Origin of the sequence: Skermanella pratensis, assembly GCF_008843145.1 — a bacterium.
Lineage (GTDB): Bacteria > Pseudomonadota > Alphaproteobacteria > Azospirillales > Azospirillaceae > Skermanella > Skermanella pratensis.
In genome coordinates, this window is record NZ_CP030265.1 from 4,055,804 (window position 1) to 4,079,364 (window position 23,561).

Sequence of the window (23,561 nt, forward strand, 5' to 3'; positions counted from 1 at the left end):
CCGGAACAAGCGCCCGGACCCGTGAACGCGAAGACTTAAGGACTAGAGGAACAGCGCGATGGCAACCGTTTCGACGCCGAACGGATTCTCCCTGGACAATACCGGCCGCCGGGTGGTGGTCGATCCCGTGACGCGGATCGAGGGCCACATGCGCGTCGAGGTCAACCTCGACGGCGACAACGTGATCCGCAACGCGGTTTCCACCGGCACCATGTGGCGCGGGCTGGAGGTCATCCTGAAGGGCCGTGATCCGCGCGACGCCTGGGCCTTCACCGAACGGATCTGCGGCGTCTGCACCGGCACCCACGCGCTGACCTCGGTCCGCGCGGTCGAGGACGCGCTGGACATCAAGATCCCCGAGAACGCGAACACCATCCGCAACATCATGCAGCTCACGCTGCAGGTCCACGACCACCTGGTCCATTTCTACCATCTGCACGCGCTCGACTGGGTCGACATCGTCTCCGGCCTGAAGGCCGACCCCAAGGCCACGTCGGAGCTGGCCCAGAGCATCAGCTCGTGGGGCAAGTCGTCGCCCGGCTATTTCCGCGACATCCAGGCGAGGCTGCGCAAGTTCGTCGAGAGCGGCCAGCTCGGCCCGTTCAAGAACGCCTACTGGGGTCACGCCGCCTACAAGCTGCCGCCCGAAGCCAACCTGATGGCGACCGCCCACTACCTGGAGGCGCTCGACTTCCAGAAGGAGATCGTGAAGATCCACACGGTCTATGGCGGCAAGAACCCCCACCCCAACTGGCTGGTCGGCGGCGTGCCCTGCCCGATCAACATCGACGGGACCGGAGGCGTCGGTGCCATCAACATGGAACGGCTCAACCTGGTATCGTCGATCATCGACCAGACGATCGAGTTCGTGAACCAGGTCTATATCCCCGACCTGATCGCCATCGCCGGCTTCTACAAGGACTGGCTGTACGGCGGCGGCCTGGCGAGCACGTCGCTCATGTCCTACGGCGACATCCCGGAGCGGGCGAACGACTATTCCGACAAGAGCCTGATGCTGCCGCGCGGCGTGATCCTCAACGGCAAGCTGGACGAGATCCACGAGATCGACCTGAGGGCGCCCGACCAGGTGCAGGAGTTCGTGAACCATTCCTGGTACAAGTACGCCGACGAGTCCAAGGGCCTCCACCCCTGGGACGGCGTGACCGAGCCCAACTACGTGCTCGGCCCCAACGCCAAGGGCACCAAGACCCGGATCGAGGCGGTGGACGAGGGTGCCAAGTACTCCTGGATCAAGTCGCCGCGCTGGAAGGGCCACGCCGTCGAGGTCGGCCCGCTGGCCCGCTACGTCATCGGCTACGCCCAGAACAAGCCGGAGTTCAAGGAGCCGGTCGACCAGCTCCTGAAGGCCCTGGACGTGCCGGTCACCGCCCTGTTCTCCACCCTGGGCCGCACCGCGGCGCGCGGGCTGGAATGCGGCTGGGCGGCGGAGAAGCTGCGCCACTTCCAGGACAAGCTGGTCCGCACCATCAAGGCCGGCGACGAGACCACGGCCAACACCGCCAAGTGGGACCCGTCGAGCTGGCCGACGTCGGCCAAGGGCGTCGGCTTCACCGAGGCGCCGCGCGGCGCGCTCGGTCACTGGATCCGGATCGAGAACACCAAGATCGCCAATTACCAGGCGGTCGTCCCCACCACCTGGAACGGCAGCCCGCGCGACACCAAGGGCAACATCGGGGCGTTCGAGGCCTCGCTGCTCGACACCCCCATGGCGGATCCGGAGCAGCCGCTGGAGATCCTGCGCACCCTGCACAGCTTCGACCCCTGCCTCGCCTGCTCGACCCACGTGATCGCGCCGGACGGCAGGGAACTCACCGAAGTCACCGTGCGCTGAGCGGAGGATCGCCCCCATGACCGCGCATGTCGACAAGACCCCGGCAGCATCCTCCGCCGACGACGAGATCGCCGATCTCGCGACCGCGCGGAACCATCTCCAGGTCCGCCAGACCGCCATCTACGTCTACGAGTGGCCGGTCCGCCTGTGGCACTGGGTGAACGCCGCCGCGATCCTGGTGCTCGCCGTCACCGGCTACCTGATCGGCTCGCCGCCGGGCTCCCAGCCGGGAGAGGCGAGCGACGCCTACCTGATGGGCTACATCCGCTTCGCCCACTTCGCCGCCGGCTTCGTGATGGCGATCGGCATGGCGGGGCGGATCTACTGGGCGTTCGTCGGCAATGTCCATGCCCGCCAGATGTTCGTCCTGCCGTTCTGGTCGGGCAAGTTCTGGCGGGAAGTGCTGGTCGAGGCGCAGTGGTACGCCTTCATGCGCGACTACCCGAAGAAGTATATCGGCCACAACCCGCTGGCCCAGCTCGCCATGGTGACGATCTACAGCGTCGGCAGCATCTTCATGATCGTCACCGGCTTCGCGCTCTACTCCGAGGGGGCGGGTCAGGATAGCTGGTTCGACACGCTGTTCGGCTGGGTGATCCCGCTGGCCGGCAACTCGCAGAACCTGCACACGATCCATCATCTCGGCATGTGGGTGATCGTCACCTTCGTGATCATCCACGTCTATGCCGCGATCCGCGAGGACATCATGAGCCGGCAGAGCATGATCAGCACCATGATCAGCGGCTGGCGGATGTTCAAGGACGACGGCAAGTGAGCATCGAATCCGGTCGTCCCGTCCTCGTCCTGGGCATCGGCAACATCCTCTGGGCCGACGAGGGCTTTGGCGTGCGGTGCGTGGAGGAACTGCACCGCCGCTGGAGTTTTCCCGAAGACGTCCTGGTGATGGACGGCGGCACCCAGGGCCTTTACCTCGTCCACTACGTCAAGGCGGCCCGCCGGGTGATCGTGTTCGACGCGATCGACTATGGCGAGGAGCCGGGAACCTTGAAGCTGGTGCGCGGCGACGAGGTGCCCAAGTTCACGGGCGCCAAGAAGATGAGCCTGCACCAGACCGGCTTCCAGGACGTGCTGAGCGCCGCCGAACTGCTGGGCGGCACCCTTGACGACATCCTGCTGATCGGCGTCCAGGCCGTCGAACTGGAAGACTACGGCGGGAGCCTGACCCCGCCGGTCCGGGCCCGGGTCGAGCCGGCCCTGGCCATCGCCGTCGAGCAGCTGGCGTGCTGGGGCTATCCGGCGGCGCCGCGAACCGACGCTCCCGATGATCTGCTTCACGGCGGCATCGGTCTCGCCGATTACGAAGCCGGCCGCCCCTCCGCCGAAGACGCCTGCCGCGTCGGCGACTCCCGCTTCTTCGCCTGATCGGAGCCGAACGGCCATGTGCATCGGCATCCCCATGCAAGTCCGCTCAGAAAATGGACTGACCGCTCTGTGTGCCGGCCGCGGCGAGGAACGCCGCGTCAGCCTGCTGCTGACCGGCGAACTGCCGGTCGGCGCCTGGGTCATGGTCCATGTGGACACCGCGATCCGCACCCTGGACGAAGCCGAGGTCCCGCTGATCAACGGCGCGCTCGACGCGCTGGAGGCGGCCGGCCGGGGCGATCCCTTCGAGCACCTGTTCGCCGACCTGATCGGCCGCGACCCCCAGCTTCCCGAACATCTCCGCGAGCAGCAGCCCGCCCCTTCACGAGGAAAAGCCTGATGCCCGCAACGGTCATCGAACGCCTTATCGCGATCGAGAACTGCCCGGTGATCACTGGGGACACGGTCGATCGTTTCCTGGACGGCAGCGGAATGGCGATCCTCTTCTTCACCGGCGATCCGCGCCAGAGGCCGGAAAGCAACGACGTCGCCGTCGTCCTGCGCGAGCTCAACACGGTATTCCCCGGCCGCCTGCGCATCGGCATCGTCGACCAGGCGGCCGAGGCCGCGCTCAAGCCCCGTTTCGGCGTGCTGGTCGTGCCCACCCTCGTCTACATGCGGCGGGGCGAGTTCGTCGGCCTGATCCCCCGGATCCAGGACTGGCAGAGCTACGTCGAGAAGACGCGCGCCTTCCTCGGAGCCGCGCCGCCAAGCCCCTGAACATGCTGCCGACTCCATCGCCTGCCCCCGCCGCCTCCTGCCCCCAGAAAAGGGACCGACCACGATGCGCCACCCGATGAAATGGGAGAATGAAGAGCAGCCGACCGGCGTATTCCTGGGCGGTCCGGAAGCCGAGTCTCTGGACCTGATGCGGATGCCGGCCGCCGTGCGGCGTCTCGACCGGCTGTCGCTGCCCGGAACGGCGCCGGGGCTGGCCGATGCCGCGCGCATCCTCATGGCGGTCCGCGCGGCCCTCGACGGCTTCACGGTCGACTCTCCGCCGGCGCTGTTCCCGCTCTCCGGCCTGGACCAGGCGGCGGTGGCGCTGCTCGACGACGCCCTGGGCGAGGGCGAGGTCGGCATCGTCGTTTCGGGCGCCAGCGAGTACCAGATCCAGGAATCGGTGCTGCCCGGCGTCTGGCGGGTCAAGACCTTCGACATCGCCGGCGGACCCGCCGGCAACCTGGCCGGCGACCATATCGAGGTGGCGGACGTCCCCGGCGTCGTGCGCGCCGCAGCCCAGGGCGGCACCCGCGCGCATCTCGACATCGGGGAGCCGCCGGAAGGCTGCATGAACGTCATGCCGGTGCTGGCCGAGCTTAGGGCGCGCACGGCGGCCTACGTCAAGGGCGACCGCAACCATGTCATCAGCTTCACCCTGTTCCCCATGAACGAGACGGACATGGCGTTCCTCAAGCGGACGCTCGGGCTGGGGCCGGTCCAGGCGGTCTCGCGCGGATACGGCACCTGCCGCGTCACCCTGACCGGCCAGCGCCATGTCTGGAGCGTCCAGTACCTCAACGCCATGGACACCGTGATCCTGGACACGATGGAGGTCGGCGACGTCCCGGTCGCCCTGTCGGCGGCGGACGAGGATTTCCAGGACAGCGCCGAACGGCTGGGCGAAATCCTGGAGGCCTATTTCCAATGACCGCGGCGTCCCCCGCGGCCCAGAACCTGTTCGAGGGCTCGTTCCTGGGCGACGCCACGCGGATCGCTCCGGACGCGCGGCTCGAATGCGGCATCTGCTGGACCCCCTACGACCCCGCCGAAGGCGACCCGGTCTGGCAGATCCCGCCGGGAACCCCCTTCGCGGCCCTGCCCGAGGACTGGCGCTGCCCGACCTGCGACGCGGAGAAGCACAAGTTCATGGTGCTGGACGCGCCGGCCCCAGCCCCGGCCCCGGCGGAGCCGCCGCCCGCCGACCCGTCCGGCAAGCTGGCCGAGGCGTACCGCGGGATCGCGCGGAAGGTGATGTCCGACCTGCCGCTCTACAATCCCCGGCTGGCGGTCGAGGCGGTCGGCTTCCGGCGATATGGCGACAGCTGGCTCGGCATCATGGTGACGCCCTGGTTCATGAACGCCGTCCTGGTGCCCGGGGTGCCGGGAGCCTGGAACGGCACAAGGGACGGGGTCAAGTCGACCCATGCCCTGCCGTCCGGCGACTACGAGTTCGTCGCCGGCCATCTCGACGGCGTCGGGACGATCCTGAACTGCTCGCTCTTCTCCCCCATGTTCGAGTTCCAGGAGCAGGCCGTCGCCCGCCAGACCGCCGAGGCCGCGCTCGCGGCCCTGCTCGAACCCGAGTCTGGTGCCGAGGCATCCCCGCCATCTCCCGCCGCGCCCGCGGCGCCGGCACCCGCCCCGGTCGAGGTGAGCCGCCGTCACCTGCTGCGCGGCAGCTTCGGAGGATGAAGCCATGAACGCGCGCGCCGGCATCGAAGGTACGCTCTCGTTCCAGATCCTGGTCATCGACTCCACGGTGGCCGACGTGCGCCTGAAATCGTCGCGCGCAACCGGCATCGACCGCATGTTGGCGGGGCGCCCGGTGGCCGACGCCCTGTCGCTGGTCCCCATGCTGTTCAGCCTGTGCGGAACCGCCCAGGGCGTCGCCGCCGCCCGGGCCTGCGAGGCGGCGGCCGGCATCGTCCCGGCGGGCGCCCAGCAGGCCGCGCGCGAGCTTCTGATCCTGGGCGAAATGGTCGCCAGCCACGCCTGGCAACTGGCTATCGAGTGGCCGCGCCTGCTGGAGGAGGCGCCGGACCCCGGCACCCTGCTCGGGATCCGCCGGGCCGTGGCGGCGCTTGCCGGAGCGCTCTATCCCGCGCGTGACTGGACCCGGCCCGGCGGCGGCGCGCTCAAACCCGACGCCGTGGTCCTGGACGATGCGCTGGAGCATATCGCCGGCGCGGTCGTGACGCTGGTCGGCGCCGGCTTCGCGGAGATCCGCGACAGCGACGATCTTGCCCGCTGGAGCCGCCGGACCGGCACGACGGCGGCCCGGCTGATCGACCGCGTCATGGCGGACGACATGGCGGGCTTCGGGCGCAGCGGGGTAGCCAAACTGCCCGGCCTGCCGGACCGCTGGTTCGCCGACCGGCTCTCCGCCGATCCGGACTTCGCCACGGCCCCGGACCTGGACGGCGGGCCGGCGGAGACCGGTGCCCTGGGCCGGGTCGCCGGCGCGCCGCTGATGGTCGCCTTGACCGCTTGCTTCGGCAACGGCCTGCTGCCGCGTTTCGCGGCACGGCTGGTCGACCTGGCGGGCCTGCCGGCCCGGATGCGCGACACCGCAAAGCTGCTGGAAGCCGCCCGGCCGGCCCCGCCGGACGCGGCCCAGGGAGCCTCAGGCTCCGGCGCGGGCTCGGCGGAGACCGCGCGCGGCAGGCTCGCCCACTGGGTCGCGCTGAACCGGGGAGCGGTGACCGCCTACCGGTCGGTCGCTCCCAACGAGTGGAATTTCCACCCGCGCGGCGCCTTCGTGCGCGGGCTCGTGGGGCTGCCGGCCGACGACGGCCTGCGCCGGAGGGTCGATCTGCTGATCGCCGCGCTGGACCCCTGCGTTCCCTGCTCCGTGATGATGGAGGAACGCGCCGGTGCATGAAATGGCGCTCTGCCAGGGTATCCTCGACATCATCCTCGACCGGGCGGCGGAGGAAGGTTTCAGCCGCGTCGCGATGGTCCGTCTCCGCGTCGGGGCGCTCTCCCACGTCGATCCGCGCGCCCTGGAATTCGGGTTCGACGTGGTGGCCCGGGGATCCCTGGCCGAAGGCGCCGAGCTGAGGATCGACCGGCCGGCGGGACAGGCCTTCTGCGTGGCCTGCTCAAGGACGGTGGCTCTGGCGGCCCGGGGAGATCCCTGTCCGGCCTGCGGCAGCCACCAGTTGATGGTGGTCGGCGGCGACGAACTGCGTGTCGAAGAACTGGAGGTTTCGTGATGTGCACGGTCTGCGGCTGCGGCCCCGGGGAGACCCGGATCGACGGACTCGATCCCGGGACCGGCCCGGAGCATGACCACGAGCATGTATCCTCCAATGGGACGGTGTTCCGTCACAGCCGCCTCGGCGGCTTCCATCTCGCCTGCGACGCCGGCACCCCCGGCACGGTCACCCGCCTCCGGGCGCTCAAGCAGCGCAACGGCAAGCCTTTCGCGATGATGGTGGCGAGCCTGGCCGAGGCACGGCGAATCGCCGAGATCGGCCCCGCCGAAGCGTCGCTCCTGACCGGCCCCGAGCGGCCGGTGGTGCTGGTCCGCCCGCGGTCCGGCACGGCCGCTCCCCGGGTCGCTCCCGATCTCGCCCCGGATCTGGCCTGGCTGGGCCTGATGCTGCCCTACACGCCCCTGCATTACCTGCTGTTCCACGAGGCGGCGGGCCGCCCGGCGGGAACCGCCTGGCTCGACGGGCCGCAAGGTTTCGCGCTGGTCATGACCAGCGCCAACCCCGGCGGAGAGCCCCTGGTGACCGGCAACGCGGAGGCGGCGGAACGGCTCGGCGACATCGCGGACTGCATCGTCACCCACAACCGGGACATCGTCACCCGCAGCGACGACAGCGTCGCGCGGGTGGTCGGCGGAGCGCCGATGCTGATCCGCCGCGCCCGCGGCTATGTCCCCGCGGGCATCCCGCTCGGCCGGCCGGTGCCCCAGGTCCTGGCCCTGGGCGGCCACCTGAAGAACACCGTCTGCGTGACCCGCGGGACGCAGGCCTTCCTCTCCCAGCACCTGGGCGACCTGGAGAACGCCGCGACGCTGCGCTTCTTCGAGGAAACGGTCGCCCACTTGCTGGACATACTGGAGGTCGATCCGGTCGCGGTTGCCCACGATCTGCATCCAGATTTCCTCTCGACACGCCACGCGGAGTCGCTCGGGCTTCCCGGCATTCCGGTCCAGCACCACCATGCCCACGTGGCGGCGGTCGCCGCAGAGTATGGCCGTTCCGGGCCGATCGTCGGCCTGGCCCTCGACGGCTTCGGGCTGGGCGAGGACGGCGACAGCCGGGGAGGAGAATTGCTGCGGGTGGACGGCGCCCGGTGCGACCGGCTGGGGCACTTCGCCCCCCTGGCCCAGCCCGGCGGCGACGCGGCGGCACGCCAGCCCTGGCGCATGGCGGCCGCAGCCCTGCACCGGCTCGGCCGGACGGACGAGATCGCGCACCGCTTCGCACGCTTCGGCAACCCTGCCTTGCTGGTCCAGATGCTCGACCAGGAAATCAACTGCCCGCCGACGACCTCGTGCGGGCGCTGGTTCGACGCGGCTTGCGGCCTGCTGGGCGTGCGCAACGTGTCGGGATTCGAGGGCGAGGCCGCGATGGTCCTGGAATCCCTGGTCACGCACCCCGCCGTGCTGCCCGGCGGCTGGACCACGGATGGCGGCATCCTCGACCTGTTGCCGCTGCTCGACGCGCTCCGCGGACTGCCGCCCGCGGCAGGCGCCGATCTGTTCCACGGCACCCTGGCCGCCGCCCTGGTCGACTGGGCTCTTCCCTCCGTGGAAGGCGCCGAGATCGTCCTGTCCGGCGGCTGCGTCATGAACGCGGTGCTGACCGAAGGCCTGATCGAGGGTTTCGCCCGGCACGGCGTCAAGGTCCTGGTGCCGCGTCGGGTACCCGCCAACGACGGCGGCCTCAGCCTTGGCCAGGCCTGGGTCGCCGCGCACCACCTGATCCACTAGGAAACCGCCATGTGCCTCGCCTTGCCCGCCCGGATCGTCGAGATCCACAGTGACGACAGCGCCACGGTGTCGCTGGGAGGCGTGCGCAAGCAGGTCTCCACCGCGCTGATCGAGGAACCGGCCGTGGGCGATTATGTGATCGTCCATGTCGGCTACGCGCTGTCCAGGCTCGATCCGGCGGAAGCCGAACGGACCCTGGCGCTCCTCGCCGCCCTGGACCGGTCCGCACCCGAGCAGGAGGATGCCGCCGCATGAAATACGTGGACGAGTACCGCGACGGCCCCCTGGCGTCCCGGGTCGCCGCCGCCATCGCGGCGGAGACCGATCCTGGACGGCACTATGCCCTGATGGAGTTCTGCGGCGGCCACACCCACGCGATCTGCCGCTACGGCATCGAGGATCTGCTGCCGTCCAACGTCGGCATGGTCCATGGTCCCGGATGTCCGGTCTGCGTGCTGCCGATCGGCCGGCTCGACATGGCGATCGAGCTGGCGATGCGGCCGGAGGTGATCCTGTGCACCTACGGCGACATGATGCGGGTACCCGGCCGCGACCGCACCAGCCTGATGAAGGCGAAGGCCGGGGGTGCGGATATCCGCATGGTCTACGGCAGCGGCGACGCGCTGCGCGTCGCCCGGGAGAATCCCGGCCGCGAGGTCGTCTTCTTCGCGATCGGGTTCGAGACCACGGCCCCGACCACCGCCGTGGCCCTGGTCCAGGCGGCGGCGCTGGATCTCCGCAACTTCAGCGTCTTCGCCAACCATGTGCTGACGCCGTCCGCAATCCAGGCGATCCTGGACAGCCCGGAGGTGACCGCGACCGGAACCGTGCGGGTCGACGGCTTCATCGGGCCGGGGCATGTCAGCACCATCATCGGCTCGGCCCCCTACGAGCGGTTCGCCCGCGACTATGGCCGCCCCATCGTGGTGTCCGGGTTCGAGCCGCTCGACATCATGCAGTCGATCCTGATGCTGGTGCGCCAGCTCAACGAGGGGCGCCGCGACGTCGAGAACCAGTTCAGCCGCGCGGTATCGCGGGACGGCAACGCCAAGGCCCAGGCGATGGTCGAGCGGGTGTTCGAGCTGCGCGACAGCTTCGAATGGCGCGGCCTCGGGACGATTCCGGACAGCGCGCTGCAGATCCGCGAGGAGTTCGCGGACTGGGACGCGGAACGGCGCTGGCAGCTCCGCTACGTCCCCGTCGCCGACAGCAAGGCATGCTCCTGCGCCCAGATCCTGCGCGGAGCCAAGAAGCCGCTGGACTGCACGATCTTCGGCACGGCCTGTACCCCGGAGAATCCCATGGGGTCCTGCATGGTCTCGCCGGAAGGCTCCTGCGCGGCGTATTATCTCTACGGTCGCTGGCGCGACATCCCCAACGGGCCAAAACGGGTTGAAATCCATGATGCAGGACGACCGCCGGCCTTTCACCCGCAAGCTGGACCTGAAGAACGGCCAAGTCGACATGAGCCACGGCAGCGGCGGGAAGGCCATGGCCCAGCTGGTCGAGGAGATGTTCGGCGCGGCCTTCGACAATCCGTTGCTGGCCCGCCGCAACGACCAGGCGGTCTTCGACCCGCCGCCCGGCCGGCTGGCGGTCACCACCGACAGCTATGTGGTTTCTCCGCTGTTCTTTCCGGGCGGCGACATCGGCTCGCTGGCGGTTCACGGCACGGTCAACGACCTTGCGATGGCCGGCGCCAGGCCGCTCTACCTGACGGCGGGGTTCATCATCGAGGAAGGCTTCGCACTCCGCGATCTCGCCCGGATCGTCGCCTCGATGGCGGCTGCTGCGGCCGGAGCCGGCGTCGCGATCGTGACCGGTGACACCAAGGTGGTCGAGCGCGGCAAGGGTGACGGCGTCTTCATCAACACGACGGGCATCGGCGTGGTGCCGCCAGGCGTGGCTCCGTCCGGCGACAGGGCACGGCCCGGCGACGCCGTGCTGGTCAGCGGCTTCGTCGGGGATCACGGCGTGGCGATCATGTCCACACGCGAGAATCTCAGTTTCGAGACGACCATCGCCTCCGACAGCGCGGCGCTTCACGGCCTGGTGGCGGCCATGGTCGGCGCGGTCCCGGACATCCACGTGCTGCGCGACCCGACGCGCGGCGGCCTGGCGACCACGCTCAACGAGATCGCGCGGCAATCCGGGGTCGGCATGCTGCTCGACGAGCGGGCGATCCCGGTCCGCGGGGAGGTCGCCGCCGCCTGCGAGTTGCTGGGCCTCGATCCCCTCTATGTGGCGAACGAGGGCAAGCTGGTCGCAATCTGCGCGCCCGGGGATGCCGCCCGGCTGCTGGAGGCGATGCGCGGCCATCCGCTGGGCATGGACGCCGCCGTCATCGGAACGGTGATTGACGACGACCACCGCTTCGTGCAACTGCGGACAACGTTCGGCGGAAAGCGCATCGTGGACTGGCTGGCCGGTGAGCAGTTGCCCCGGATCTGTTGAAGCGGGAGGGAGGACGGCGTGAAGGAGCGGGAGATCGGTGACGCCTGGAAGGGACCTCCGCAATGCCGGAACTGCGGCATCCGGGACCTCGTGCTGTTCGCCGACCTTCGACGGACCGACTTCAGCCTGATCCACATGCCGATCGACGAGGTCCGTTTCAAACCCGGCGAGTCGCTCTATCATGCCGGCGACGGGAAGCCCTACCTGTTCACCGTGCGCGAGGGCACGGTCAAGCTGGTGCAGTACCTGCCCGACGGATCGCACCGGATCGTCCGCCTGCTCCGCCGGGGTGCCGTCGCCGGGCTCGAGGCCCTGCTGGGCGAGCCCTACGCCCACACTGCGACGGCCCTGCAGCCCGTCCTGACCTGCCGCATCCCGCGGGCGGTGGTCGACCGCCTCAGCACCGAGACGCCACGCCTGCACACGCAGTTGATGAAGCGGTGGCACCAATCGCTCCAGCAGGCCGACGACTGGCTGACCGAGTTGTCGACCGGAAGCGCACGGCTCCGGCTGGCGCGCCTGCTGCTACAGATGCTCGATGCGACAGACGGCGACATCTGCCATCTGCCGATCCGCGAGGACGTCGGCGCCATGCTGGCGATCACCATGGAAACGGCCAGCCGCACCGTCGCCGAATTCCGCCGCGCCGGCCTGATCGCCGATGTCGGCGATCACCTGGTCCGCTGCAACCGCGAGGGACTGGAGGACGTGGTGGCGGAAGCGTAATGATGACGACGACGCACGCTCGCAAGCTTCGATCCTGCACAACCGACGCGGAAGGGCGGCTCTGGTCGCTATGGCGGAACCGCCGCCTGGACGGCTGCAAATTCCGCAGTCAGCACCCGGTCGGCCGTTGCATTGCCGACTTCGCCTGCGTCGAGCGGATGCTGGTCCTAGAGGCTGATGGTGGTCGGTATGCAGATAATCAGGCCGATAAGCGGCGCACGGACTAGCTGAAAAGCCAGGGGTGGGGCGTGCTGCGGTTCTGGAATCCCGACATCCCGCGCGACACTGAGGGAGTTGTCACGGCGATCCGGGAAGCCCTCGGGTGCGGAGAACCCAAGTTGAGTGGCGAGGTGGTGGGCGGCGGCTTCCCAGCGGATGCAACTACCTGAACACCACCGTCTTGCTGCCGTTCAGCAGGACCCTGTGCTCGATGTGGTACTTGACGGCGCGGGCCAGCACCACGCTCTCCACGTCGCGGCCGACTTCCACCAGATCCTCCGGGGTGCGGGTGTGGTCGACGCGTTCGACCTCCTGCTCGATGATCGGACCTTCGTCCAGGTTGGACGTCACGTAGTGGGCGGTTGCCCCGATCAGCTTGACGCCGCGCGCGAAGGCCTGGTGATAGGGTTTGGCGCCCTTGAAGCTGGGCAGGAACGAGTGGTGGATGTTGATCGCGCGCCCGGCCAGCCGCTCGCAAAGCTCGGGCGAGAGCACTTGCATGTAGCGCGCCAGCACGACCAGGTCGATACGCTCCTGCGCGATGATCTCCCACAGCCGAGCTTCCTGCTCAGCCTTGTTGTCGGACTTGACCGGCAGATAGTGGAACGGGACGTTGTGCCAGGCCGCGAGTTGGTAGAAGTCGCGATGGTTCGACACGATCGCCGGGATCTCGACGTTCAGGCCGCCCACCCGATACCGGTAGAGCAGGTCGTTGAGGCAGTGGCCGAACTTCGAGACCAGGATCAGCAGGCGCTGCGGGCGCTCCGCGTCGTGCAGGTGCCAGGTCATCCCGAACCGTTGGGCGACGTCGGCGAACTGCGCCGCCAGGGCCTCGCGGTCGGGTCCCTCGGCCGGGGCGGCGAGGAAGATGCGCAGGAAGAACAGGTCGCTGGTCCGGTCGCCGAACTGCGCGCTGTCGATGATGTTGCAGCCCCGCTCCGCCAGGAAGCCGGATACGGCCGCGACGATGCCGACGGTGTCCGGGCATGAAATGGTCAGGATGTAGCGGGCGGTCATCTCGGAACTTTCCAGAACGGCTTGTGGCGCGGTCCGTGGAAAGAAGCGCAATCGAACACCCTGTGCAAGTGGCAATCCGTTGCCCCGCTCAATCGAGCATCGGCAGGCCGCTCTCGATCCTGACCAGGGCCGCCAGCAGCGGCACCCCGATGTCGCGCCGGACGAAGGCGCTGCTCCGGTCGGCGGCGGCGATGGCCTGCGACATGGTGTTCCGCCACCGGTCATCGCCATACATCAGCTTCTCCGCCTTGGCGCGCTGGGCCAGCACGGTCGGCCGCCGGTTAGCCGGCACCTCGGCAAGTTGCACCAGACGCCCCATCCATTGCTGGGCGATCGCCAGCTCGCCCCGGCTGAGCGACGCCGCGACGAACTCCGACAGGATTTCCGACTGCGGATCGGGATCCTGGACCTGCTCCAGGTATGCCGACGTCAACGATACCTCTCCCCGCGCCGCGAGGCGGCCGAGCACGGCGGGGACTGTCCAGGGACTGTCCTCCTGGACCGTGCGCAGCAGTCCAAGCGCCAGGTTGACTTCGCCCAGGTCGGCGGCGGCCACCGCCAGTTCGGCCGGGCAGCATTCCTGCTTCGTCTCGCGGAAGCGTGAGAATTGCTGTTCCACCGTGTTCAGGAAGAGGGTCCGAGCCTCCGCCTCGCGGCCGACCCGCATCAGCGCCTGCACCACCAGCCCCAGCTCCCAGGCGCAGGAATTCGCCTGGGCGTATTTCTGCGCCTCGGTGGTCAGAGCCGACGCCACCTCCTTCTCCCCGCGCCAGCCGGCGATCTCGGCTATGTCGGTCAGGTTGTAGAGACGCGTCGAGCAGTCGGCGATGCCCCGGGTGATCTGGAGCGCGATGTCGGTCTGGCCGCTCAGTGCCAGTGCACGGGCGACGAACAGGTCCTGTTCCTGGGATTCGGTACTGGCGGCGGCACCTCGCCGCAGCGCGCCGACGAAGGGAGCGATGATCTCCCGCGCGCGTTCGGCGCCGCCGTTCTGGTGGTAGGCCACCGCGAGTGACAGCCAGTCCCAGCGCGGCGTGGAAATCGGATGCTCGATCGGCGGCAGCAGGTTCTCGATCTTGTAGAGGAAACAGGCCGTGGACAGCGCATCGTTGCAGATCAGCGCCCGAACGCGGTTGCGGAACTCGAAGACGTCGAAATCACCGATGAACTGGTTGGTGATCAGCTGGACCGCGACCGGACTTTCGGGATAGCGCTGCACGATTTCGTTCAGCAGGCGGTCGGCTTCGCGCAGCAGGCGCGCCTCCTCGGCCGGATCGAACGTGGCGTTGGCCTGCTGGATGAACTGCATGGCCTGGACGAACTGCCGGTTGGCGCTGCCGGTGCTTTCCTGTGCCCGGGCGGCGGACGGAAGGCCCGCCGCCAGTCCGGCGGCAAGCAGGGCAAGCACTGCCGCGACGATCAGCAGGAACGCGCCGGGCCTCCTCCGACTATGCGCCGAACCGTCAGCGGACATAGCTCACGACGCGCTTCACGTAGGGCAACGACCTGGCATGGCCGGTCACCCGCTCCAGCTCGGCCGGGTCGCGCGCGTTGCCCATCAGATAGACGACGCCGTTGACCGTCTCGATCGAGTAGTTGATCGACGACACCTCGCGATCGAACAGAAGCTTGCCGCGCAACTGGGTACTGATCCAGGTGTCGCGGGTCGAGTCCCCCAGGGTCGAGGTGTCGTCCACGACGATCTCGTTGATCACTTCGCGAACGCCGTTCGCCTGCCACGCCAGACGCACCGCATCAAGCCGTTCTTCGGGAGTCTTGGCGCGGCCGGTCAGGAGGACGGCACCCTGGTTGACCGTCATGCCGAGACGCGAATGCATCTCGATACTGTGTTGGAACCAGTAATGATTGATCTGCGCCTGGATCTCGGTATCGCTGATGGCGCCGCCCAGTCCCCGCTCCTGCGAGGCCGCGACGACCGCGGTGGTGGCAGCGCCGCCGACGACGAGCGGTGCGCACCCCGACAGGGCGGCGACGACCAGGGTTCCCAGGACGAACAGCGGAAAACGCGCGCAAGACCTCAAAGCTTCCTCCGTACACCGGTCGCGATCCACGTCCGGGCGGCGCGAAGAAGTCACGCCCGCCACGTGATTGCAACACATATTTGAATTACTCGAAACCGGAGCCACGGCTTTTTCGCCTATCGTGGCCCGATTGCTGCAACCAGCATCATACCGGCCCGCGCGCTCACGCGAAGGGAGCGCTGGTCATCACATCGGCCAACTCGCGCGACAGCACATCGGCGATACGGCGGCGCTGGGCACCGTCGCGCAGCAGGTCCTCGTCACGCGGGTTGGAGAGGAAGCCGGTCTCGATCAAAACCGATGGAACGTCGGGCGCCTTCAGCACCGCGAAGTTCGCCGACCTCTTGGGATTGTCGAGCAATCGAAGCGAGCGCCCGGCCCCTTCGACAAGGCTGCTCTTCGCCATCAGCGAGGCGGTGACGGTATGGCGCGCGACCAGGTCGGACAGGATCGCCGCGACTTGCGGCCGGGTGTGGCGCAGGTCGATGCCCCCTGCGCCGTCCGCCAGGTTCTCCTGCTTGGCCAGCGCGAAGGCGAAATCGTCCGACGCCTTGTCGGACAGGGTATAGGCGGAAAGCCCGCGCGCATCGCGATTGGGCGCGCTGTCCGCGTGGATCGAGATGAACAGGTCGGCCCCGGCGTCGCGCGCTATGGCGACTCTCTCGGCCAGCGGCAGGAAGATATCGGTGTCCCGCGTCAACTTCACCGCGACGCCGGATACGCCCCGAAGCCGGCGCGCGATCTCCCGCGAGATATCCAGCGTGATTTCCTTCTCCAGCGTCCCCCGGACACCGATGGCGCCGGGATCGTGGCCGCCGTGCCCCGGGTCGATCACCACGAGTCGCCAGTTCGGAACGGCCGCGGGGGGCTCCGGCTTGCGCTGCGGTACGTTGGTGGGAGCGGCGGCGGCGGTACCGGGCGCCAGAAAGCCCGCCAGCCCGGAGGCCCCGATGCCGAGCAAGGGCGCGCTCAACGCCAATTGAAGCAGAACCCTGCGCTTCATCCGATAAGACTGCCCATCGATCCTGTGGTCATCGGTCCAGTGGCCGGCCCCCGGGCCGGCAGGAGGAACCTCGGCGACCAGTGTAGGCGGCTGTTGGTTAACTGTTAATTACCCCACCCGCTGCTTGTCGAGTCCCGAAGGAGTGATCCGCCGGAATTTCTGCCACCAACTTCCGGCACCGGCCAAGCCGGAGGCATCCCACCCGGAGGCTTTTCCATAGCCGCGGCGATATCAACGGCATTTTCGACTTATGATATCTTGTTCTCGGTCCCGACTCGGGTCAGACTGTTCTCTTGAAGATGGTGGAGGCGGTCATGAAGGAAGCCTTGATCAACATCATCCGCGAGGAGCGCATCGCTCTGGAAGCCCGTATAGCCGACGAACTGAAGCGGCGGGTGCCGGATGACATGAGGATCGAAGCCCTGCAGGAGGAAGCGTCCGACCTGCAACGGCAACTCGAAAAATACGAGCAGTAGGCGACCGGTTCCCGCCGCGCCGAAGGCTACCCCCTCTGAGAGCCCGTACGGCCTTGCAACCGGGGCCGCTACGGGCTTTTGTTCGCCCTGCCACCAGATCAGGGAAACGGGGGGAACCATGCCCAAATTCGCCGCCAATCTGTCGATGATGTTCCAGGAGCACGATTTCCTGGATCGCTTCGGTGCCGCCGCCGGGTGCGGCTTCCGGGGAGTCGAATACCTTTTCCCCTATGAATGGCCCGCCGACGAGATCAAGCGGGCGCTCGACGACGCGGGTCTCGAGCAGGTGCTGTTCAATCTTCCTCCCGGCGACTGGGCCGGCGGCGAGCGCGGCATGGCGGCCCTGCCGGGGCGGGAAGCCGAGTTCGCGGAAACGGTCGAACGGGCGATCGAGTACGCTCGCGTGCTGGACTGCCCGCGGCTTCATGCCATGGCCGGCATCGTTCACGCCGGGATCGACCGGGACGAGGCGGAGGCGGTCTATGTCTCCAATTTGCGTCATGCGGCCGACGCCGCCGCCCGGCATGGCATCACCCTGCTGGCCGAACCGATCAACAGCCGGGACATGCCGGGCTATTTCCTGAACACCTCGACCGCCGGCCGCAGGATCATGGCCGCCGTCTCCCGTCCCAACCTGAAACTGCAGTTCGACATCTATCACACCCAGATCATGGAAGGCGATCTGGCGGAACGGCTGCGCCAGAACCTGGAAGCGATCGGCCATATCCAGATCGCCGGGACTCCCGGCCGGCACGAGCCCGACATAGGCGAGATCAACTACCCCTTCCTGTTCAACCTGATCGACGAGATCGGCTATACCGGCTGGATCGGCTGCGAGTACCGGCCGCGCGCCGCAACCCGGGCCGGCCTGGGCTGGGCGAAGGCGTACGGCATCGCCGCCGGGTGACAATCAAGGTTAGGAATTCTTTAATGACCCCATCGGCGAGCCATGCTAGTCATGGCCCGCCACCACTTCGCGCGTGGTCCATGGGGACACGGAATGCCGCAACCGTCTGGAATAGACACCGGTGACAACCAGGCCGTGATCAGCCAGGAACCGCCGTTCGGCGCCTATGCGCCGTCTCGTCTCCAGCGCGCCGTCATCGGGCTGACCCGGACCCGGCCGGAAACCTGGCTCGGCAAGCGCACCGCCTTCGCGGCCCGGCGGCTGGTCCTGGCGGGACTCAAGTCGCCGCTGGACGTCGATGTCTTCGGGCAGAAGTTCCGGATCCACCCGGAAGACAACGTCTGCGAAAAGCGGGTGCTGTTCACGCCGCAGTTCTTCGATCCGGTCGAACGCCAAGTGCTGGCCGCCCGGCTGCACGACGGATTCACCTTCGTGGACCTGGGCGCGAATGTCGGCGTCTATTCCCTTTTTGTCGCCGGCCGGGCCGGGAAAAACGCCCGCGTGCTCGCGGTGGAACCTCAGCCGGAGATTTACCGCCGGCTCGCCTTCAACGTGGCCGCCAACGACCTGGGAACCATCCGGACACTGCAATGTGCGGTGGCGGACCGCACGGGGACCCTGGACCTGTTCATCGATCGCGGCAACCGCGGCCAGAGCAGCATCGCCATGAAGACGGGGGAGCGGATTTCCGTCCCATGCCGGACCCTCGACGGACTCCTCGCCGAGGCCGGTTTCGACCGGGTCGACGCTCTGAAGATCGATATCGAGGGAGCCGAGGATACCGTGCTGGTGCCTTTCTTCTCTTCCGCGCCCGAACGGCGCTGGCCGGCGCTGATCCTGCTGGAGACGTCGAGCGACCGGTGGAAGACGGATTGCGTCAAGCTGTGCGTCGACCATGGGTACCGGATCAGTCACACGACGCGTTTGAACGTGATCCTGCAGAGGACGGCGGACAGCGCCTCCGCCGCGGCGTGAGCGGTGTTGAGTCGGCCCGGAGTCGGGGCCCTGCACAGCCATTGTGCAGCGCAGCATAGCGGTGCCGCTCCTTCGGGAGGAACTTGACCCGGCCGGTGGATTTTCCAATAAACCTTTCGCAAACAAAGCGATGGCTGCGGCGTGGGGTCTGCGGACCGATTTTTGCGATACGTGGATATGGCCGGCCATATCCGTGACATTCTGTCGCTCAAATCGTTAAAAAGTGCTTTATTTTCAGCTACTTTGCTCATTTAATAGGCAGTTTCCAGGCAGCCCCCGAGCTTTGCTGCAATAATATGCAGATCCCTGCGGTCTCGGCTGGACTCCCCGGTCTTGTGACGGTTGTGTTGCTGTGTACAATCAGCGGGTCGCGCTAAAAAAGATGCTTGGCATAACGATTGCGATAGGGAGTTGGAGAGATGAAGTTCTGATCAGCCGCTTGTCAACGGAGAGCCTTGATGACCGATGCGACTGCTGAGACCGTCCACATGGCGCGGAGTACCGTGCCAACCGTTCTACATACACGGTCTTCCAACACCATTGTCGATTTTGCTCGAAGCCCTCAGAAGTACCTTTTAGTTCTACGATTTTTCTTGGTCAATACAGTCGCTTCCGCTCTTCTGGCAGCGGCATGGCTTCAGGGATGGGTCACGCCGATCCTCGCCACCGACAATACCGGGTTGTGCCAATTGATATTCGCCGTTTTCCTGGTGGGGCTGGCAGTCTCGGCCGCCAAGATCTGGCGTACCAGTTGCGAAATCAATGCGTGCAAAGACTTCCAACTGCACGTCAATTCGCGCGCCTCGCGCTACGTGGCCGAGGTCATGGGCCGTGACAGCGGCAGCCGCAGCACCCTTGCGGGCAATCTCCGCCTGAAGCTGTCCTCCCGGGTCGCGATCGTCCGGCACTTGGCGGCGAGCCTGGTCCTGCTCGGGCTGATCGGGACCGTGGTCGGATTCATCATCTCCCTGAGCGGCGTCGATCCGGCTAAGGCGGGCGACGTGGCGTCGATCTCCCCCATGGTCACAAAGCTGATCGAGGGCATGTCGGTGGCGCTCTACACGACCTTGGTCGGCGGCGTGCTGAACATCTGGCTGAGCATCAACTACAACATGCTCGCCACCGGCACCGTCAACCTGATCACCGAGATCACGGCGCTGGGTGAACGCCATGCAGGGTCTTGACCAGTTCGACGACGACGACGTCAACGGTACCGTTTTCCGCGACGTCATCACGCTGGCCCTGTGCGGCTTCGTGGCGGTCGTGATCCTGCTGCTGCCGCACCTCAATCCCAAGCAGCAGGCACAGGCCGCCGTCAGCACGACCCCCGGCAACGTCATGGTCGAGGCCCGCTGGGCCGACGAACTGGACACCGACATAGATTTGTGGGTCCAGGCGCCGGGCGACGTGCCGGTCGGCTATTCCAACAAGTCGGGCGTCATCTTCAACCTGCTGCGCGACGACCTTGGCCGCAACGCCGACCCGACCCAACTGAACTACGAGGTCAGCTACAGCCGGGGCATACCGCCCGGCGAGTATGCGATCAACCTGCACATGTACCGCAACAAGGCGCGGGTCTCGCCGGTCAAGGTCACGGTCGTGACCAGCGTCAAGAAACCTAATGCCGAGTCGGCGAAGCAGGTGCTGTCCAGTTCGGTCGACCTGACGGTCGAGAACCAGGAACTGACGGTCTACCGGTTCAAGCTGACGGAGGCCGGGGATCTCGTTCCCAGCAGCGTCAACAGCCTGCCGAAGGCCCTGCGGAAGTGGAGGCAGTGATGCAACTCATGATGAACCTCTTCGTGGTGGCGGTCGTCCTGGCCGCGGGCCTCGCCACCATCAGCATCTGGTCACCCCGCAATCTGTGGGTGAAGATCGGCGCCGTGACTCTTGCCGCCGGCTTCATGCCGCTGTCCTATGCCAGCTTCGCGGACCTGCTCAGCAAGCCGAAGCCGGTGGCGCTGGAGTGGTTCCACCGCAGCATGAGCGAGGCGACCGTGCTGAGCGCGCGGATGCAGGAGGGCGAGGCGATCTACCTGTGGCTCCAGCTGCCCGACACCGCCGAGCCGCGCTACTACAAGATCGGCTGGAGCGAGGACGTCGCCAAGCAGCTCCAGCAGGCGATGCGCGAGGCCGAGAAGAACCAGGGCGGCCTCAAGATGGAGCTGCCGTTCGAGAACACCTGGGACAAGGACAAGCCGATGTTCTACGCCCTGCCCCAGCCGAAGCTGCCGGAAAAGAACGGCGAGCGCGGCGGCGGCGACGCGCCCCTGGTTTATCAGCACCCCGGCACCAGCGCCTGACGGCCAGGCCTCCGGTCGAGCGGCTCTCCGGAACGCCTCCTCCCGATCCCGGGGAGGAGGCGTTCTGCTTTCCGGACGCTACAGGACCTGCTTCGGCACCTTCAGCAGTTCCCGCCGGATGCGCCTGAGGCTGGGGCGGTTGGTCTCGTCATAGGCCAGCGGCCGGCACAGATGCATGGCGGTGAGCCCGACGCGGGCGGTCAGCAGGCCGTTGATCACCCCCTGCCCCACGCGGGTCGAGAGCGATGCCGCGAGCGTGCTTCCCAGGGCCTCCACCATCAGGTCGTTGCCGCTCTCCGCGACGCCGGCAATCGCGATGTTGGCGAGCATCCGGCGCAGCAGCTTCAGGCTGCCGACATAGCCCGGACGGGCACCGTAGAGGGTGGCGACCTCGCGGACCAGCTTCAGGTTCCGCCATAGCACGATCACCACGTCGAGCAGCGCCGCCGGGCTCAGCGCCGTGGCGACCGCGGTGTCGCGGGCGGCGCGCAGCACCAACTGGTACGAGCGGCGGTCGATGTCCTGGAGCAGCTGGAGATCGACCATGCGCACGACCTCGCGGTCGTCGTGCGCGTCGCTCAGATTGTCCCGGAGAGCCTGGACCTGAGCCGACAGGTCGCGCCGGTCGCCGTAGAGCGAGGCGACCGCCCCGGCGTAGCGCGCGGCTTCGCCATGGGTGCCGGATGTCCGCAGGTGCTCCGCTTCCTCCCGCAGCCCGTCGATCCGGCGCAGCCGGCGAAGGCTGCGCAGCTCCCCGGCGAGCAGGCCGAAGCCGCCAAGCACGGCGCCGCCCGCCAGCGCCACGGCGCCACCGCCCAGCAGGACGCTGGTCTCGAAGGCGCGCCGGACCAGATCGACCGTGTCGTAGCCGACCGCCAGCGCCACCAGCGCCGCCGCCGAGCCGACCAGCAGCCGGACCGCCCAGCGCCGGGGTGCGGGGACAGGCTCCGGCAGCTCGGAGTCGGCCGTGACTTCTCCCGCCGCCGCGGCGGGCCGATCGTCCGGAACCACGACGACTGCGCCGCCGGGGTCCAGTTCCATCGGCGCGATATAGTCCTTGTCACGCGTCCGCCCGGTCATGACAGGAAATCTCCGATCAGGAAGTCCAGCGCCTGGTCGAGCCGGATGTTCGGCAGGCCCCGGCCCTGCCGGACCGACAGCAGGGGCGGCCGGAAGTCCAGGAAGTTGAGCCGGCGCACGCCGTCGTCGGTCAGCAGCCGATGGTCGTCCGGGATCTCGCCGGGGTACAGGACAGTCGGCTCGGTTCGCCCGATGGGGATGCCGCGCACGCAGGCGAGTTGCCGCCCCTGGTGCTCGGCCATCACCGTCTCCGTGCATTTCAGCGCCGCGATCGCCATGGTTTCGACCCGCGCGCCTTCGAAGCGGATCGCGTTCCGCCGCTCCTCGACCAGACCGTCCAGCAGCCGGCGCAGGTTGGCGTGCTGGTTGGACGGGATGTGGTCGGCCTTGGTGGCGGCGAACAGCACCCGGTCGATCCGCCCGCCGAGCAGCCGGCCCAGCCAGCTCGACCTTCCGTGGCGGAAGGATTCCAGCGTGGCCGACAGGGACGTCTGCATGTCGGCCAGGGCGGCCGGCCCGGCATTCAGCGCGCCGATCACGTCCACCAGCACGATCTGGCGGTCCAGCCGGGCGAAGTGCTCGGTGAAGAAACGCCGGACGACGTTGGTCTTGTAGGCCTCGAACCGCTCCTCCATCATCGCCCAGAGGGTATGCCGCCCGGCCCGCGCCGGCGGCTCCGGCAATGGGCAGAAGGCCAGCACCGGCGCTCCGACCAGTTCCCCCGGCTCCACGAAGCGGCCGGGCTGGATCAGGCTGAGCAGCTGGTCCGAGGCCCGGCAGGCCAGCAGGTATTCCGTGTAAAGCTCCGCCGCCCGGCGCGCCACCGCCTCCTCGGCGGGACCCGCCGGGTCGCGGTTGGACAGGTAGGCCAGCCATTCCGCCGCCAGGGCGTCGCGCGGCGCGCGCCTGGCAAGCTCCAGCGTCTCCCGCGACCACTCGGCATAGGTGCGGTCCAGCAGCGGCAGGTCTAGCAGCCACTCGCCGGGATAGTCCACGATGTCCAGGTTCAGCCGGGTCGCCCCGAGCAGCCGGCGCTTCAGCATCGTCCCCGGCATGTAGCGGAGCGCCACCCGCACCTGGCTGGTGACCTTGGTGTTGTTCGGCCATTGCGGGTCGGGCGCGGTCAGCCGGGCGATCTGGCTCTCGTAGTCGAAGCGCGGCACCGCCTGGTCGGGCTGGGGCTCCATGCGGGCGGCGATGAAGCGGCCGGTCGCGACCACGTCCAGGAACGGCAGCCGGTCGGCATGCAGCAGGTTGTCGATCAGGGCGGTAGTCAGGACCGTCTTGCCGGACCGGCGCAGGCCGGTCACGCCGATGCGCAGGTTGCCGTCCAGCATCCGGTCGGTCAGTTCGCCGACGCGGTCGATGGTCCGGCTGCCCAGGTTGGTGAGGTCGCGGAAGGGTGATGCAGGCAATCTCTGTCTCGACAGGTCCGGTTGATACGAAGTCCGTT

The 23,561-nt window shown here is 67.9% G+C and carries 25 protein-coding genes and 2 pseudogenes; 21 read left to right on the forward strand and 6 right to left on the reverse strand.

What is annotated here, in order from left to right; genetic code table 11:
• The first annotated feature begins 58 nt into the window (after positions 1–58).
• The 15 genes and pseudogenes from DPR14_RS18585 (at position 59) to DPR14_RS18655 (ending at position 12,475) form a co-directional block, all read left to right on the forward strand.
• Positions 59–1,852, forward strand: coding sequence for a nickel-dependent hydrogenase large subunit (locus DPR14_RS18585; protein ID WP_158046480.1), 1,794 nt, complete (start codon positions 59–61; stop codon positions 1,850–1,852).
• A gap of 16 nt (positions 1,853–1,868) precedes the next feature.
• Positions 1,869–2,627 (forward strand): Ni/Fe-hydrogenase, b-type cytochrome subunit, encoded by a 759-nt coding sequence (gene cybH, locus DPR14_RS18590; protein ID WP_158046481.1) that lies wholly within the window; start codon positions 1,869–1,871, stop codon positions 2,625–2,627.
• Positions 2,624–3,235, forward strand: a complete 612-nt coding sequence (locus DPR14_RS18595) for a HyaD/HybD family hydrogenase maturation endopeptidase (RefSeq protein WP_246148312.1) — start codon at positions 2,624–2,626, stop codon at positions 3,233–3,235. The genes cybH and DPR14_RS18595 overlap by 4 nt, the downstream gene beginning before the upstream one ends.
• Positions 3,236–3,251: 16 nt before the next feature.
• Positions 3,252–3,575: a HypC/HybG/HupF family hydrogenase formation chaperone gene (locus tag DPR14_RS18600; protein ID WP_158046482.1), complete on the forward strand. Its 324-nt coding sequence runs from the start codon at positions 3,252–3,254 to the stop codon at positions 3,573–3,575.
• Positions 3,575–3,955, forward strand: a complete 381-nt coding sequence (locus DPR14_RS18605; RefSeq protein ID WP_158046483.1) for a thioredoxin domain-containing protein — start codon at positions 3,575–3,577, stop codon at positions 3,953–3,955. The genes DPR14_RS18600 and DPR14_RS18605 overlap by 1 nt, the downstream gene beginning before the upstream one ends.
• A 76-nt stretch (positions 3,956–4,031) precedes the next feature.
• Positions 4,032–4,886, forward strand: a complete 855-nt coding sequence (locus tag DPR14_RS18610; RefSeq protein WP_211103824.1) for a hydrogenase expression/formation protein — start codon at positions 4,032–4,034, stop codon at positions 4,884–4,886.
• Positions 4,883–5,650 carry a [NiFe]-hydrogenase assembly chaperone HybE gene (locus tag DPR14_RS18615; RefSeq protein WP_158046485.1) on the forward strand — a complete coding sequence of 256 codons (768 nt, stop codon included), beginning with the start codon at positions 4,883–4,885 and terminating at the stop codon, positions 5,648–5,650. The genes DPR14_RS18610 and DPR14_RS18615 overlap by 4 nt, the downstream gene beginning before the upstream one ends.
• A gap of 4 nt (positions 5,651–5,654) precedes the next feature.
• Positions 5,655–6,839 (forward strand): nickel-dependent hydrogenase large subunit, encoded by a 1,185-nt coding sequence (locus tag DPR14_RS18620; protein WP_158046486.1) that lies wholly within the window; start codon positions 5,655–5,657, stop codon positions 6,837–6,839.
• A gap of 1 nt (position 6,840) precedes the next feature.
• A complete protein-coding gene (hypA, locus tag DPR14_RS18625) occupies positions 6,841–7,173 on the forward strand; it encodes a hydrogenase maturation nickel metallochaperone HypA (RefSeq protein ID WP_246149372.1) in 333 nt (110 codons plus the stop codon).
• Positions 7,173–8,906, forward strand: a complete 1,734-nt coding sequence (locus DPR14_RS18630; RefSeq protein WP_158046488.1) for a Kae1-like domain-containing protein — start codon at positions 7,173–7,175, stop codon at positions 8,904–8,906. The genes hypA and DPR14_RS18630 overlap by 1 nt, the downstream gene beginning before the upstream one ends.
• 9 nt (positions 8,907–8,915) lie before the next feature.
• A complete protein-coding gene (locus DPR14_RS18635; RefSeq protein WP_158046489.1) occupies positions 8,916–9,161 on the forward strand; it encodes a HypC/HybG/HupF family hydrogenase formation chaperone in 246 nt (81 codons plus the stop codon).
• Positions 9,158–10,210: pseudogene (hypD, locus tag DPR14_RS18640) on the forward strand (hydrogenase formation protein HypD); the annotation flags it as partial. The gene DPR14_RS18635 and the pseudogene hypD, both read left to right, overlap by 4 nt.
• Positions 10,211–10,310: 100 nt before the next feature.
• Positions 10,311–11,360 (forward strand): hydrogenase expression/formation protein HypE, encoded by a 1,050-nt coding sequence (hypE, locus tag DPR14_RS18645; RefSeq protein ID WP_158048222.1) that lies wholly within the window; start codon positions 10,311–10,313, stop codon positions 11,358–11,360.
• 18 nt (positions 11,361–11,378) lie between these two features.
• Complete coding sequence (locus DPR14_RS18650; protein WP_158046490.1) at positions 11,379–12,086, forward strand: Crp/Fnr family transcriptional regulator; 708 nt, start codon at positions 11,379–11,381, stop codon at positions 12,084–12,086.
• Between the two features lie 2 nt (positions 12,087–12,088).
• Positions 12,089–12,475: pseudogene (locus DPR14_RS18655) on the forward strand (endonuclease domain-containing protein).
• Here the strand turns inward: DPR14_RS18655 and purU are convergent.
• The 4 genes from purU to DPR14_RS18675 form a co-directional block, all read right to left on the reverse strand.
• Complete coding sequence (purU, locus tag DPR14_RS18660) at positions 12,468–13,322, reverse strand: formyltetrahydrofolate deformylase (protein WP_158046491.1); 855 nt, start codon at positions 13,320–13,322, stop codon at positions 12,468–12,470. The pseudogene DPR14_RS18655 and the gene purU overlap by 8 nt on opposite strands.
• Before the next feature lie 88 nt (positions 13,323–13,410).
• A complete protein-coding gene (locus DPR14_RS18665) occupies positions 13,411–14,796 on the reverse strand; it encodes a hypothetical protein (RefSeq protein WP_158046492.1) in 1,386 nt (461 codons plus the stop codon).
• Positions 14,786–15,364: a BON domain-containing protein gene (locus DPR14_RS18670; protein ID WP_246148315.1), complete on the reverse strand. Its 579-nt coding sequence runs from the start codon at positions 15,362–15,364 to the stop codon at positions 14,786–14,788. The genes DPR14_RS18665 and DPR14_RS18670 overlap by 11 nt, the downstream gene beginning before the upstream one ends.
• A 163-nt stretch (positions 15,365–15,527) precedes the next feature.
• Positions 15,528–16,367 carry an N-acetylmuramoyl-L-alanine amidase family protein gene (locus DPR14_RS18675; protein WP_158046494.1) on the reverse strand — a complete coding sequence of 280 codons (840 nt, stop codon included), beginning with the start codon at positions 16,365–16,367 and terminating at the stop codon, positions 15,528–15,530.
• 314 nt (positions 16,368–16,681) lie between these two features.
• On the opposite strand from DPR14_RS18675, the gene DPR14_RS27495 reads away from it, so the two are divergent.
• The 6 genes from DPR14_RS27495 (at position 16,682) to DPR14_RS18700 (ending at position 21,028) form a co-directional block, all read left to right on the forward strand.
• On the forward strand, positions 16,682–16,843 hold the full coding sequence (locus DPR14_RS27495; protein WP_192499024.1) for a hypothetical protein: 162 nt from the start codon (positions 16,682–16,684) through the stop codon (positions 16,841–16,843).
• A gap of 118 nt (positions 16,844–16,961) precedes the next feature.
• Positions 16,962–17,750, forward strand: a complete 789-nt coding sequence (otnI, locus tag DPR14_RS18680; RefSeq protein ID WP_158046495.1) for a 2-oxo-tetronate isomerase — start codon at positions 16,962–16,964, stop codon at positions 17,748–17,750.
• A 93-nt stretch (positions 17,751–17,843) separates the two neighbouring features.
• The gene (locus DPR14_RS18685; RefSeq protein WP_158046496.1) at positions 17,844–18,725 is read left to right on the forward strand and encodes an FkbM family methyltransferase; all 882 of its coding nucleotides are present in this window, start codon (positions 17,844–17,846) and stop codon (positions 18,723–18,725) included.
• A gap of 689 nt (positions 18,726–19,414) precedes the next feature.
• Complete coding sequence (locus DPR14_RS18690; protein WP_246148318.1) at positions 19,415–19,909, forward strand: MotA/TolQ/ExbB proton channel family protein; 495 nt, start codon at positions 19,415–19,417, stop codon at positions 19,907–19,909.
• Complete coding sequence (locus DPR14_RS18695) at positions 19,896–20,504, forward strand: hypothetical protein (RefSeq protein WP_158046497.1); 609 nt, start codon at positions 19,896–19,898, stop codon at positions 20,502–20,504. Before DPR14_RS18690 ends, DPR14_RS18695 begins: the two co-directional genes overlap by 14 nt.
• On the forward strand, positions 20,504–21,028 hold the full coding sequence (locus DPR14_RS18700) for a hypothetical protein (RefSeq protein ID WP_158046498.1): 525 nt from the start codon (positions 20,504–20,506) through the stop codon (positions 21,026–21,028). Before DPR14_RS18695 ends, DPR14_RS18700 begins: the two co-directional genes overlap by 1 nt.
• Before the next feature lie 78 nt (positions 21,029–21,106).
• Here the strand turns inward: DPR14_RS18700 and DPR14_RS18705 are convergent, their stop codons facing one another.
• Together DPR14_RS18705 and DPR14_RS18710 are read right to left on the reverse strand one after the other, a co-directional pair.
• A complete protein-coding gene (locus DPR14_RS18705; protein WP_158046499.1) occupies positions 21,107–22,108 on the reverse strand; it encodes a TIGR01620 family protein in 1,002 nt (333 codons plus the stop codon).
• Complete coding sequence (locus tag DPR14_RS18710) at positions 22,105–23,523, reverse strand: YcjX family GTP-binding protein (RefSeq protein WP_246148321.1); 1,419 nt, start codon at positions 23,521–23,523, stop codon at positions 22,105–22,107. Before DPR14_RS18710 ends, DPR14_RS18705 begins: the two co-directional genes overlap by 4 nt.
• Positions 23,524–23,561: the final 38 nt, after the last annotated feature.

Bases quoted from the DNA above. Each gene is read 5' to 3' on its own strand.
- DPR14_RS18585 (WP_158046480.1), top strand. From the start codon at position 59: ATGGCAACCGTTTCGACGCCGAACGGATTCTCCCTGGACAATACCGGC.
- cybH (WP_158046481.1), top strand. From the start codon at position 1,869: ATGACCGCGCATGTCGACAAGACCCCGGCAGCATCCTCCGCCGACGAC.
- DPR14_RS18600 (WP_158046482.1), top strand. From the start codon at position 3,252: ATGTGCATCGGCATCCCCATGCAAGTCCGCTCAGAAAATGGACTGACC.
- DPR14_RS18605 (WP_158046483.1), top strand. From the start codon at position 3,575: ATGCCCGCAACGGTCATCGAACGCCTTATCGCGATCGAGAACTGCCCG.
- DPR14_RS18610 (WP_211103824.1), top strand. From the start codon at position 4,032: ATGAAATGGGAGAATGAAGAGCAGCCGACCGGCGTATTCCTGGGCGGT.
- DPR14_RS18615 (WP_158046485.1), top strand. From the start codon at position 4,883: ATGACCGCGGCGTCCCCCGCGGCCCAGAACCTGTTCGAGGGCTCGTTC.
- DPR14_RS18620 (WP_158046486.1), top strand. From the start codon at position 5,655: ATGAACGCGCGCGCCGGCATCGAAGGTACGCTCTCGTTCCAGATCCTG.
- hypA (WP_246149372.1), top strand. From the start codon at position 6,841: ATGGCGCTCTGCCAGGGTATCCTCGACATCATCCTCGACCGGGCGGCG.
- DPR14_RS18630 (WP_158046488.1), top strand. From the start codon at position 7,173: ATGTGCACGGTCTGCGGCTGCGGCCCCGGGGAGACCCGGATCGACGGA.
- DPR14_RS18635 (WP_158046489.1), top strand. From the start codon at position 8,916: ATGTGCCTCGCCTTGCCCGCCCGGATCGTCGAGATCCACAGTGACGAC.
- hypE (WP_158048222.1), top strand. From the start codon at position 10,311: ATGCAGGACGACCGCCGGCCTTTCACCCGCAAGCTGGACCTGAAGAAC.
- purU (WP_158046491.1), bottom strand. From the start codon at position 13,322: ATGACCGCCCGCTACATCCTGACCATTTCATGCCCGGACACCGTCGGC.
- DPR14_RS18665 (WP_158046492.1), bottom strand. From the start codon at position 14,796: ATGTCCGCTGACGGTTCGGCGCATAGTCGGAGGAGGCCCGGCGCGTTC.
- DPR14_RS18675 (WP_158046494.1), bottom strand. From the start codon at position 16,367: ATGAAGCGCAGGGTTCTGCTTCAATTGGCGTTGAGCGCGCCCTTGCTC.
- DPR14_RS27495 (WP_192499024.1), top strand. From the start codon at position 16,682: ATGAAGGAAGCCTTGATCAACATCATCCGCGAGGAGCGCATCGCTCTG.
- otnI (WP_158046495.1), top strand. From the start codon at position 16,962: ATGCCCAAATTCGCCGCCAATCTGTCGATGATGTTCCAGGAGCACGAT.
- DPR14_RS18685 (WP_158046496.1), top strand. From the start codon at position 17,844: ATGCCGCAACCGTCTGGAATAGACACCGGTGACAACCAGGCCGTGATC.
- DPR14_RS18695 (WP_158046497.1), top strand. From the start codon at position 19,896: ATGCAGGGTCTTGACCAGTTCGACGACGACGACGTCAACGGTACCGTT.
- DPR14_RS18700 (WP_158046498.1), top strand. From the start codon at position 20,504: ATGCAACTCATGATGAACCTCTTCGTGGTGGCGGTCGTCCTGGCCGCG.
- DPR14_RS18705 (WP_158046499.1), bottom strand. From the start codon at position 22,108: ATGACCGGGCGGACGCGTGACAAGGACTATATCGCGCCGATGGAACTG.